Source organism: Psychroserpens sp. (assembly GCF_047633235.1).
Lineage (GTDB): Bacteria > Bacteroidota > Bacteroidia > Flavobacteriales > Flavobacteriaceae > Psychroserpens.
Window position 1 is genome coordinate 95,647 of sequence record NZ_JBLIET010000001.1, and the last position, 12,524, is coordinate 108,170.

At 33.9% G+C, this 12,524-nt stretch carries 11 protein-coding genes; all 11 read left to right on the forward strand.

What is annotated here, in order from left to right; all coding sequences use genetic code 11:
- Nucleotides 1-42 precede the first annotated feature (42 nt).
- The 11 genes from ACJAZK_RS00380 to ACJAZK_RS00430 all read left to right on the forward strand — a co-directional run bounded on the left by ACJAZK_RS00380 (nucleotide 43) and on the right by ACJAZK_RS00430 (nucleotide 12,402).
- On the forward strand, nucleotides 43-978 hold the full coding sequence (locus tag ACJAZK_RS00380) for a bifunctional riboflavin kinase/FAD synthetase (protein ID WP_415222052.1): 936 nt from the start codon (nucleotides 43-45) through the stop codon (nucleotides 976-978).
- Complete coding sequence (locus ACJAZK_RS00385; RefSeq protein WP_415222053.1) at nucleotides 971-2,284, forward strand: HTTM domain-containing protein; 1,314 nt, start codon at nucleotides 971-973, stop codon at nucleotides 2,282-2,284. The genes ACJAZK_RS00380 and ACJAZK_RS00385 overlap by 8 nt, the downstream gene beginning before the upstream one ends.
- 83 nt (nucleotides 2,285-2,367) lie before the next feature.
- Nucleotides 2,368-3,636: a serine--tRNA ligase gene (serS, locus tag ACJAZK_RS00390; RefSeq protein WP_415222054.1), complete on the forward strand. Its 1,269-nt coding sequence runs from the start codon at nucleotides 2,368-2,370 to the stop codon at nucleotides 3,634-3,636.
- A gap of 616 nt (nucleotides 3,637-4,252) precedes the next feature.
- On the forward strand, nucleotides 4,253-6,028 hold the full coding sequence (locus ACJAZK_RS00395; protein WP_415222055.1) for a tetratricopeptide repeat protein: 1,776 nt from the start codon (nucleotides 4,253-4,255) through the stop codon (nucleotides 6,026-6,028).
- A gap of 23 nt (nucleotides 6,029-6,051) precedes the next feature.
- Nucleotides 6,052-6,735: a hypothetical protein gene (locus ACJAZK_RS00400; protein ID WP_415222056.1), complete on the forward strand. Its 684-nt coding sequence runs from the start codon at nucleotides 6,052-6,054 to the stop codon at nucleotides 6,733-6,735.
- Between the two features lie 907 nt (nucleotides 6,736-7,642).
- Nucleotides 7,643-7,969 carry a DUF4286 family protein gene (locus tag ACJAZK_RS00405; RefSeq protein WP_028872307.1) on the forward strand — a complete coding sequence of 109 codons (327 nt, stop codon included), beginning with the start codon at nucleotides 7,643-7,645 and terminating at the stop codon, nucleotides 7,967-7,969.
- A 1-nt stretch (nucleotide 7,970) separates the two neighbouring features.
- Nucleotides 7,971-8,765: a 16S rRNA (adenine(1518)-N(6)/adenine(1519)-N(6))-dimethyltransferase RsmA gene (rsmA, locus tag ACJAZK_RS00410; RefSeq protein ID WP_415222057.1), complete on the forward strand. Its 795-nt coding sequence runs from the start codon at nucleotides 7,971-7,973 to the stop codon at nucleotides 8,763-8,765.
- 39 nt (nucleotides 8,766-8,804) lie between these two features.
- On the forward strand, nucleotides 8,805-10,175 hold the full coding sequence (gene mgtE / locus ACJAZK_RS00415) for a magnesium transporter (protein WP_415222058.1): 1,371 nt from the start codon (nucleotides 8,805-8,807) through the stop codon (nucleotides 10,173-10,175).
- Nucleotides 10,176-10,322: 147 nt separating this feature from the next.
- Nucleotides 10,323-10,688 (forward strand): cupin domain-containing protein, encoded by a 366-nt coding sequence (locus ACJAZK_RS00420; RefSeq protein WP_415222059.1) that lies wholly within the window; start codon nucleotides 10,323-10,325, stop codon nucleotides 10,686-10,688.
- A gap of 363 nt (nucleotides 10,689-11,051) precedes the next feature.
- Entirely contained in the window at nucleotides 11,052-12,008 is a 957-nt protein-coding gene (locus ACJAZK_RS00425) for a 2-hydroxyacid dehydrogenase (protein ID WP_415222060.1), read from the forward strand.
- 25 nt (nucleotides 12,009-12,033) lie between these two features.
- Entirely contained in the window at nucleotides 12,034-12,402 is a 369-nt protein-coding gene (locus tag ACJAZK_RS00430; protein WP_415222061.1) for a DUF1801 domain-containing protein, read from the forward strand.
- Nucleotides 12,403-12,524 lie beyond the last annotated feature (122 nt).

Here is a 12,524-nt window from a genome sequence, read left to right on the forward strand (position 1 = left end):
CTTTTTATTTATCTATGATTATAACTACTTTTACCAAAAAAATTGGTTCTGACACCAAACACTACAAATATCAAACACAAATCCCCTTCTATAATTACTATAGGAACTTTTGATGGCGTTCATATTGGTCATCAAAAAATAATAGAACGACTAGTAAAGACCGGAAAAGAAAAACACTTAAAATCTATAGTGCTTACTTTTTTTCCGCATCCAAGAATGGTATTGCAACCTAATTTTGATATTAAATTGTTGCATTCTATCGACGAGCGTCAAGTGGTTTTGTCTCAATTTGGTTTAGATGATGTCGTCATTACAAAATTCACAAAGGAATTTGCTAATTTGTCTGCAGAAGATTATGTGAAGCAAATTCTCGTAGACGAGCTTAACGCGAAGCATATTATTATTGGATATGATCATCACTTTGGTAAAAATAGAACAGCAAATATTGATGATCTAAAAATCTATGGAAAAAAATATGGATTTACTGTAGAAGAAATATCCGCTCAAGACATAGAGGACGTTGCTGTAAGCTCTACTAAAATTAGGCAATCCTTATTAGAGGGTGATATTGAAACCGCAAATTCTTATTTGGGATATCCTTACTTTATCTCAGGGAAAGTAATTAAAGGAAAAGGTATCGGTAAAACCTTAAATTTCCCCACAGCAAATGTTGACCCACAGGAAACTTATAAATTAATACCTAAAGATGGTGTTTATGTCGTGAAGTCAGTTATGGATGGCGTAACCGTTTTTGGAATGATGAATATTGGTAAGAATCCAACTTTTGAAGGTGAAAAACAATCTATTGAAGTTCACTTTTTTGATTTGAATAAAGATCTTTATGATAAAATAATAAAAGTTGAAATCTTGAACTACTTAAGAGATGAGTGCAAATTTAAAACGGTTTCTTTACTTAAAGTTCAACTTCAAAACGATAAAATGAATGCTGTAAAATATATAGAAAAGTACTATGAATAAGTTTCTGTTTAAACATATAGATAACAGTTCTCTTATAGTATTTAGAATTTTATTTGGAGCCTTAATTTTTCTAGAAAGTATTGGAGCGATTGTTACGGGTTGGATTAGACGAACACTTGTAGAACCAGAATTCACTTTTAATTTTATAGGCTTTGACTTTTTACAGGCGATTCAAGGCGATTGGATGTATGCGCATTATATTATTATGGGTATTTGTGGGATATTCGTCATGGTAGGTTATAAATATAGAATAAGCATGCTCTCCTTTACATTATTATGGGCAGTCACCTATTTAATGCAAAAATCATCATATAATAATCATTACTATTTTTTAATGATTTTGAGCGCTGTCATGGTGATTTTACCAGCTCATAAATATGCGTCTATTGACGTTAAGCAAAATCCAAGTATTAAAAGAATGTCCATGTCTAATTGGTGTCGTTGGGTTTTTATTATACAATTATTCATTTTATATACCTACGCATCAATCGCTAAGATGTATCCAGATTGGCTGGATTTAACAGTGCCAGAACTTTTAATGAAAAGTAAGCAGCATTATTTTCTCGTCGGAAATGTGCTACAACAAAAATTTATGCTTTATTTGGTAGCTTATGGCGGAATTCTGTTCGATTTACTTGTAATACCTTTATTATTATGGAAGCGTACGCGGAAAGTAGCATTCTTTATATCGCTATTTTTCCACTTGTTTAACTCGTTTATTTTTCAAGTTGGCATCTTTCCGTATTTGTCCTTAGCTTTTGCAGTTTTCTTTTTTGAACCTCAGTTTATACAGAGGCTATTTTTAAAAAGAAAGACGCTTTTTTCCGAAGAGAAAATAGAAATACCGTCACATGCAAGGGTCTTTAAAACGGTCTTTGTTTTATATTTTATCGTTCAAATAGCACTTCCAGTAAGACATTGTGTTATACAAGATGATGTATTATGGACAGAAGAAGGTCATAGATTATCTTGGAGAATGATGTTGCGAGTTAAAAGTGCAACCACTAGCTTTAGAGTTGTAGATAAAGTCACGCATTTAGAAACACGTATTAAGTTAGAAGACTATTTGACTAAAAAACAAATAAGAAGTATGAGTAGTAAACCAGATATGATGTGGCAATTTGCGCAACGTTTAAAATCTGTTTATGCTAAAAATGGAATGGCTGTAGAGGTCTATGTGAAAGCTTATGTGGGCGTTAATGGGGGGCCTAAAAAACAACTTATTAATCCCAATGTTGACCTTGCTAGTGTTAAATGGAATCCTTTTAAACATCACGATTGGATTTTACCTTCAAATCTAGACTAGAATAACGGTCAATGTATTAAATTTGGCGTTTTAAAACATACACTTTATCAATATGATGAGGTGAATTTAAACATAAGACTACCATGTTACAAGTTGCTTTTATTAGAGAACACAGAGAAGACATTATTACCGGTTTGGCTAAACGAAATATAGATGCCACACAAATGGTTGATGATGCTATATTCTTTGATGAAGAGCGTAAACAATTACAAACAGAATTAGATAATACGCTTGCAGAATCTAATACCATTTCAAAAGAAATTGGAATCCTCTATAAATCTGGAAAAGCTACTGATGCGAATATTTTAAAAGAAAAAATAGCGATACTTAAACAGGATTCTAAAACGTTAGGTGATCAACTCAATGCTAAGTCAGACGAGCTTACTAATTTGTTATACAAGATTCCAAATGTACCTCATGAGAGCGTTCTTAAAGGGAATTCTGAAGAAGACAACGAAGAAATTTTTAGTGAAGGTGAGATTCCAAAACTTCATGAAGGCGCATTACCACACTGGGAATTAGCAAAGAAATATGATATTATCGATTTTGAACTTGGTAACAAAATAGCAGGTGCAGGTTTTCCTGTTTACAAAGGAAAAGGTGCGAGATTACAGCGGGCATTAATTGCGTACTTTTTAGATAAAAATACAAATGCTGGATATACTGAATATCAGTTGCCTCTTCTAGTCAATGAAGCCTCTTGTTATGGTACAGGTCAATTACCAGATAAAGAAGGACAAATGTACCATGACTCTCGTGACGATTTATATTTAATTCCAACCGCAGAGGTTCCAGGAACTAATGTGTTTAGAGATGTGTTATTAGCTGAAAGTGATTTGCCAATAGGTATTACTGGATACACACCGTGTTTTAGACGAGAAGCTGGAAGTTATGGTGCTCATGTGCGCGGATTAAATAGACTACACCAATTTGATAAAGTTGAAATTATTCGTGTGGAGCATCCTGAAAATTCTTATAACGCTTTTGATGGCATGATTGATCATGTAAAAGAAATTTTAAATGAATTAAAACTACCCTATAGAATTTTACGTCTGTGCGGTGGAGATACAGGTTTTCCTGCTGCATTGACTTATGATTTTGAATTATTTTCTACTGCTCAAGACCGTTGGTTAGAAATTTCTAGCGTTTCTAATTTTGAGTCTTACCAAGCAAATCGTTTACGATTACGTTTTAAAAATAGTAACGGTAAAAATGAGTTGGCGCATACTTTAAACGGAAGTTCTTTGGCTTTACCTCGAGTTTTAGCGGGTATTCTAGAGAACTACCAAACCGAAGACGGTATCAATATTCCAGAGGTTTTAATTCCATATACAGGATTCGATAAAATTTAATTTTGTAGGAAAATCATATTTTAATATCGTTTAAACGCTAAAAAAAGACGTTATTCAGCGATTTTATAGCTTTTTTCTTTGTTTTCTGGATTTAAATTAGGAAATTGGTATTCCAAATTTGAGCAAACCTACTTAATCATGAAAAATATAAAACGCATAGTTCTACTCGTTGTAATGATTGTTTTAGCAAGTAAAGTTTTCTTTTAAAACTAATTGGATATAAAATCTATAAGAATCCCAAGCAGAATAACTGAATCGTTTTTGTAAAAATAGATTAATAGCACATTTATTTTGTCGGTAATGTCTAAACGTAAGTTTAGGCATTTTTTTGCTCTAATCTAAATGAAACACGTGAAATGGCATATATTACTAGATATTTAGCGAATTAATTGTAAAAACAGTCACAATATCTCGTTATGCCATGTATTGAACTCGTTTCGACTTTTCATTTTTAACCGAAAATTAGGAGAAATCTGTTCAGATAAAACTATTTTTGAAAGGTATAACATTGCTTGACTTCATAAAATAGTTGAACTATGAGCAGATTTCTGTCTTTTTTTAGGAGGAATAAAAAGTGAAGATGAGTTCCTTGTACTTACATAAATTAAAATCTAATATGCGTCAAATATTAATATGTTTAGTCTTTTTATCATGCGGTCTTCTGTTCTCGCAAAGCGAGCAATTAGCCGATGACTATTTTAAGCGTGGCGAATTTGATAAAGCATTGATTTCTTACCAAAAATTAAACGAGAATAAAAAAAGCTCTAAATACATCTATAAAATTATTGAAACACTGCAGCAATTAGAAAGATATGACGAGGCTCAAGTGCAAATCTTGCAGCGCATGGAAGAAATTAAATATCCGCCTTTATTAGTAGAGCTGGGATATAACTACCAACTTAAAGATAGTCTAGATTTGGCTAATAAGTACTATAAAGAAGCCCTGCAAATGGTAGAAGAGAGGCCGACCTATACCTACGGGATTGCTAAAAAATTTGAAGACCATTCTCTATTAGAAGAGGCCTTAATCGCTTACAAAAAAGGAATGGAATTAAATCCAGACCTCAATTTTAATATGCAAATTGCTCGTATTTATGGAGAACAAGGAAATATTGAACTATTATTCTCAAACTATTTAGATTACATAGAAGCTAAGCCTAGTTTTCTTGACACAGCAAAACGAGCGTTTAGTGATTTTGTGTCAGAGAATAAAGAGAACCAAAACAATCTTATTTTAAGAACGCTTCTCCTTAAAAAGTCGCAGTCCAATCCACAACCACACTGGAATGATATGTTGAGCTGGTTATACATCCAGCAAAAAGAATATAATAAAGCATTTATACAAGAAAAAGCTTTGTATCGCAGAAATCAAGAGAGTTTGAGTCGTATTCTTGATCTGGCGTTAACAACCGTAAAGCAGAAAGATTATAATAGTGCTAATTCTATTTTTGAATTTGTCTTAGATAATTCTCAAGATATCAATACCAAATTGACAGCCAATCAATACATGCTTGAAATTGAGATTGAAAACTCAGAGAAAGAGAAGCTTGAAGAGATTGATGAAAAATTTAATATTTTATTTGATAAATATGGTAGATATGAGCAAACGATTGCGCTTCAGATTGCCTACGGAAATTTTATAGCTTTCAACAAACAGCAACCAAAAGACGCTAGCGATTTCTTAAAAAAGAGTCTGAAATTGAATTTGTCTAACTTCCAAGAAGCAACCGTTAAACTGAAGTTAGGAGATATATTAGTGTTTCAAGAGCGATTTAACGAAGCCTTGATTTATTACACACAAATACAAGCTAATCTTAAAAATAGTACAATCTCTCAAGAAGCGAGGTTCAAAGTCGCCAAGACGAGTTATTACAAAGGTGATTTTGAGTGGGCAGAATCACAATTAAAAATTTTGAAGGCTTCCACGTCTCAGTTAATTGCTAATGACGCTTTAGAATTAAAGCTACTTATTTCAGACAATAAAGATGGGGACTCATTACAAACCGCTTTGAACTTATATGCAAAAGCAGACTTGATGTCATTTCAAAATAAAAGCGAAGAGGCCATTGTTCTTTTAGATAAAATTCTAAAAGAACATAAAGGCGAATCTATAGAAGACCAAGCACTATATATGCAAGCTAAACTCTATGAGAAAACGAAACAACTAGATAAAGCGGTTGCTGCTTACGAATATATCATAGCTAATTATAGAGACGAGATTCTGGCAGATGATGCGCATTTCTATTTGGCAGAACTCTACCAAAATCAATTAGCACAGCCAGAAAAAGCAAAAGACCTCTATGAGAAAATCATCTTTAATCACGAAGATAGTATTTACTTTATCGAAGCCAGAAAACGCTTTAGAATGCTGCGCGGTGATGCTATAAACTAGTCTTGGTTAGATTGAATACTTCCATGAATTTGAGACTGATTTTAATATTTGCAATTGCTATTGTCCGGGTGTCTTCGGCTCAAAATTGTGATTTTGAAATCCAGAATGTATCAAACTCCCTTAATGCAGAGTTTACACTTATTGAGAAATCTGAATATCAACAGATAAAAGATGTTCCAAAGGAATTTATTGAGTTGGCAATAATATCTGAACAAAATCTGACTAAAAAATATCCAGAAATATTTAAGCTTAAAGATTCTTGTTATCTCTTCTCTGCAAATCTCAACAAGACACTTGAAATTAAAGCGATTGATTTAAGAGTGTGTAAGAATAATATTCAAACAAAAGAATATTCAGATTATACAATCAAAGGTGTTTATTGTGGATATGCTTTAATTGAAACTATTTGGAATGAGTATTGGGGATTCCTATCAGTTGACTTGGATGATGGATCAACCTTTTTTACAATGGGAAAACCATTAACGGCAAATGGAGAAACAGCCATTTCTTACTCAAATTATTATGGAGAAGAAGAAATTGCAATGACAGATTTAAAAACTAAAGAACAATACGTTATTGGAATTCAAGATTGGAGAACTAAAGAATCTAAAGTATCGAGAAATAGTTACTATTTGAAACTTGAGTCTCAATTTCATACTGATTGCACAAAAGAGATTACATATTTAAAGTTGAAATTAAAAAACTAACCACAAAAACAGATTGGCATGGATTGGTGCTTCAGGCCATTGTTGGTGTTTTCCATCAACAATTTCCAGCTAATATTGGTGTTTTTCACCAACAATTCCCAGTCACTGTTGGTGTTTTTTACCAACAGTTTCAGTTCACTGTCCAAACAACCCAATAATTCCAAGCCATTGTTGGTGTTTTCCACCAACAATTCCGATAGACTTTACCTACAATAATATAACTCAATACCAAAAGGCAAATAGCCCAAACCAAACGTCTAATCCTCTCCGAGATCACAACAGATGATGCAGCATTCAGTCTAGAATTAATACACATGGCTGGCTTAAAGACATAGGAATCGCAATATCAAAACTGTTGAATCAGCGGCGCTCATAAGAAACAACCAACTCACATGCCATGAAAACCATGGTTTTGATTATTATAAAATGCAAGTCAAAGCAGAAGACCTAAAAACTATTGGAACTTGCTTATTACTAAATCGAGACAATTTAGAATACGTGGATATGAAGTGTTGAATGCTTCAAAAGTATCATGACAAAGGTTATGCATACGAAGCAATAGTAAAATCATGAAACTCTCCAAAAAACGGATTTAGGATAAATACTGTCTATTCAATTACACGTTCAATAAACAAAAGGTCTATTACCCTTTTGGAAAATTAGAGGTATCTTACCAAAAAACAGTAAAACTCTTTGACGATGACAAAGAACTTCTGTTATTTGCAAAAAAAAACGATATAAATTTAAAGGTTAGTTGTGATACTGTGATTCGTAGAGTTGCACAGAGATACTCAGAGCGTTATTGGTTTTCTAAGAAGGATACTTTTGTTATGGAAAAAAAGTCAATGTTGCAACAACTCTACAAAAAATAACTTAACGACGACCAACATCAGTCAAACAAGAAAGTATGATCATATATAACATCACAGTAAATATTGACGATTCGGCACATGACGAATGGTTAGAATGGATGAAGACTGAACATATTCCGCAGGTATTAGGCACTGGGAAATTTGAAAAAGCAACGTTTTCTCGGGTATTAGTAGAAGAAGAGATGGAAGGAAAAACATACTCCATTCAATTTCGCTCATACTCAAGAGAAGCATTAGATGCGTATTATAAAGAAGATGCAGATAGACTGCGTCAAGAAGGTCTAAAGAAATTTGCAGATAAAATGTTAGCATTTAGAACAGAACTTCAAATTGTAGATGAGTATAACGTAAAATTTAAATAAGGTGTCAAATAACCATCAAGTAAGAGCAAAAAAACATTTAGGACAACATTTTTTAAATGATGAGAATATCGCTAAAGATATAGCAGATACTTTAACCTTAGAAGGTTATAAACAAGTTCTAGAAATTGGTCCCGGAACTGGTGTTTTGACAAAATACTTACTTAAAAAAGACATTAAAACCCATGTTATAGAAATCGATAGGGAGTCTGTAGAATATCTCAAAGCCAACTATCTTAATTTAGCAGATCGTGTTTATGAAGAGGATTTCTTAAAGTATGATTTAACAGAGGTATTTAAGGACGAACCGTTTGCTGTCATTGGTAATTTTCCCTATAATATTTCAACACAAATTGTGTTTAAAACTTTAGAAATGCGTGAGCAAATCCCTGAATTTTCCGGAATGTTTCAAAAAGAAGTGGCAGCACGTATTTGCTCAAAAGAAGGGTCAAAAGTATATGGAATCATGTCAGTCTTAGTTCAGGCTTTTTATGAGGCTGAGTATTTGTTTACAGTACCTCCAACGGTTTTTATTCCTCCACCAAGAGTAGACTCTGGTGTTTTAAGACTTAAAAGAAAAAAGAACTTTACATTACCAGTTGATGAAAAGCTGTTTTTTAGAGTTGTGAAAACGGCATTTCAACAACGTAGAAAAACGTTACGTAACAGTTTAAAAAGTTTTAATCTTTCAGATAATTTAAAAGCAAATGCTATCTTTGACAAGCGTCCAGAACAACTAAGCGTAGATGCATTTTTAGAATTAACGCTACTGGTTGAAAACGATGAGAATCAAGATTAAAAACGCGTCACTTTTGGCGGAGAGAAACTTCAAAACCTCATGATCTTAGAAAGAGAAAATAGTCAATTTGAACTTACAGATGAGCTCATAGAGCAGGTTGAACTTTGCATTGAAAATAAAGATGATAAGGAGCTCAAGCGAGTGCTTAACGAATTTCACTTCGCAGATGTTGCAGAGATTCTTGACGAACTAGATTTAGAAGATTCTGTTTATGTTATAAAACTACTTGATTCTGAAATCACCTCAGAAATCCTCATGGAATTAGATGAGGATATCAGAGAAAAAGTACTTAAAAACTTATCTGCAAAAGAAATTGCCGAAGAAGTTGAAGAACTCGATACCGATGATGCTGCAGATATGATTGCAGAGCTGCCTGAAAATCGGCAAGCAGAAGTCATCTCCAAAATTGAAGACGAAGAGCATCGTGACGAAATTACAGAGTTATTAGCTTACGAAGAGGATACAGCAGGTAGTTTGATGGCCAAAGAGCTTGTAAAGGTTTATGAAACTTGGACAGTGGGTGGCTGCTTACGTCGCATTAGAGGACAAGCTAAAGAGGTTACAAGAGTGCACTCCATTTATGTTGTAAATAAAGAAGAAAAACTCATAGGGCGCTTATCGCTTAAAGATTTAATTGTAGCCAAAAGTGATCAAAAAATTTCAGATATTTCTAAAGACACGGTGGACTCAGTTAATGTCAATGACGACTTAGAGGTTGTTGCTAAAGTTATGGCTAAATATGATTTAGAAGCCATTCCTGTGGTGGATGATAATCAGACCCTTTTAGGTCGAATCACCATTGATGATATCGTTGATGTATTAAAGGAAGAAGCTGAAAAAGATTACCAAATGGCTGCAGGGCTTACTGGTGATGTTGAGGCAGATGATAGTATTTTAGAACTTACTAGAGCACGATTGCCGTGGCTTGTTTTAGGGCTTTTTGGAGGGCTCGGAAGTGTGTTTATTATGAAAGGCTATGAAAATATCATGGAAACCGTACCATCACTCTTTTTCTATACACCATTAATCGCTGCGATGGCTGGAAACGTAGGCGTACAATCTAGCGCAATTATTGTACAAGGTATTGCCAATGATAACGTCAAAGGAAGCATGGGTAGTCGATTATTAAAAGAAGTTGGATTAAGTCTTATTAACGGGTTTGTATTGGCGTTATTGGTGATTCTTTTCGGTTTTATTATTGGTCAAGACACTACTGAAAGTTTAGCAATAGCAGTGTCAATGATGTCTGTTATTGTTGTTGCAGCACTTGTTGGGACGTTTGTCCCTATCATCTTGGATAAGCGAGGAATTGATCCAGCAATCGCGACAGGACCGTTTATTACAACCAGTAATGACATCCTCGGGATTTACCTGTTTTTTGTGCTCTCAGGATTGATTATTGGGTTTTAATTTTTTGGACGCTACCAACCTTCGCAAAAAAAAGGCTGCGGTTCGTCACGCTTTTCGCTACAATCTTTTGCTAAAAAGTAAAAGGATTTCCACTACAATCGTTAGCGCAGAAGTTTGTAACTTTAAACAACTTAAAGGCCTTTTATAATGAAACCCATAAATATTAAAGAAAAGCACACATTGTTCTCTAAGCAATGGCATCCTCATCGCATTGCAACCGTAGATAATATGCAAGTCATACTCGCTAAAATAAGAGGTGAATTTGTGTGGCATAGTCATGATGAAGAAGACGAGTTATTTCAAGTCGTGAAAGGTACATTGTACATGCAATTTAGAGATAGGACAGAAGTTGTAAAAGAAGGTGAAATCATAGTTGTACCCAAAGGCATAGAACATAATCCAACCACAAAAGATGGTGAAGAAGTGCATTTACTGCTATTTGAAAAATTAGATACAGCACACACGGGAAATGTGCAAGATGACAGGACTCAAAGCGAATATCCTGAAATATAATTATCAAAAAGACCTCATAGGTTTTCAAAACCTATGAGGTTTAGAAATTAAATTCATAATTGCTTTTCTTGATATTTTTGGAATAACTAAGCTTTTTTTAAACAGACTGAAAGTCTGTGTTATTCGTGAAATACGTAAGATTTGATTTGCGTATGTTTTCAGATAACGAATTGAGTTGTATAAATTCGTGGTATTCTTGTCAAAAGTGTTTAGATGACAAGAATTAAACGACTGTTTAAAATCAATAATATAAGACTAAGCATTTCTAAAATTTGTAATTAATTAATGTCATACTGAGCACAGTCGAAGTGCCTTAATAGCATCTAACCTAAAAAGAGATTCCTACTTTTGCAGGAAGTAAACATGAAAATCCTTCACCTAGACAAAAATCATCCATTACTCATAGAGCAACTCAATGCTCTAGGGCACACTAATGATGAAGACGATACGTCCTCAAAAGAAGCCATAGAAAAAATCATCCATCAATACGACGGCTTTATAATACGTAGTCGGTTTAAAATAGATGCGTCTTTCTTAGAGTCTGCAAAAAATCTAAAATTTATAGGGCGAGTGGGTGCTGGATTAGAAAATATAGATTGTGATTACGCTGAGCAAAAAGGAATAAAATTAATCGCTGCACCAGAAGGAAATCGAAATGCCGTTGGTGAGCATAGTTTGGCCATGTTGCTATCTTTGTTTAATAAGTTGCTTAAAGCAGATAAGGAAGTTCGTCAGGGCAAATGGAGACGTGAGGAAAATCGCGGACTAGAGCTCGACGGGAAAACTGTTGGACTCATTGGTTATGGGAATATGGGAAAATCGTTTTCTAAAAAACTACGAGGTTTTGACGTTGAGGTGCTTTGTTATGACATTAAAGATCATGTAGGTGATGAGAATGCGTCTCAAGTATCGTTACAAGAATTTCAAGAAAAAGTAGACGTACTGAGCTTACATACACCAGAAACAGCATCCACTATGGATATGGTAGATTCTGAATTTATCCATGGTTTTAAAAAACCGTTTTGGCTTATTAATACCGCAAGAGGAAAAAGCGTGGTGACCAAAGATTTAGTTTCAGCATTAGAATCTGGCAAAATATTGGGTGCAGGTTTAGATGTTTTAGAATACGAAAAATCATCATTTGAAAATTTATTTAAACCTTCTGTCGCATCGAGTGGAGTCGAGATGCCAGAAGCTTTTAAGTATCTCATTTCCGCAGAAAATGTTATTTTAACACCGCATGTGGCTGGATGGACTCTTGAAAGTAAAGAGAGGCTTGCTCAAACAATCGTTGATAAGATTGCATTAGAATTTTGTTAACTTTAGTGTGTTCATTTGAACCACTATGCAATCTAAAGCAACTTCGCCAGAAGCCTATATCAACGAACTACCCGAGGATCGAAAAGGACCAATTAGAACATTAGACGCCCTTATTAGAAAACACATGCCTAAAGGTTTAGAAGCTGGAATGTTATATGGTATGTTGGGATATTATGTTTCGAAATCTATATCTCCAGATGGGTATCATTGTAAACCATTTCCGCCTTTGCCATTTATAAACTTGGGGTCTCAAAATAATTTTATTGCACTATATCATTTTGGTATGTATGTTAAGAGGGAATTGTATGATTGGTTTGTGACAGAGTATCCTAAACATTGTAAGTCTAAATTAGACATGGGCAAAAGTTGTGGGCGTTTAAAAAAAAATGGATGATATTCCATATGATTTAATCAAACAGTTTTTAGAAAAAATGGCTGTACAAGAGTGGATTGGTGATTATAAGGTTACAATAAAAAAATAAGACTACATTAGGTTGCGTTTACATTTCCGAAGAA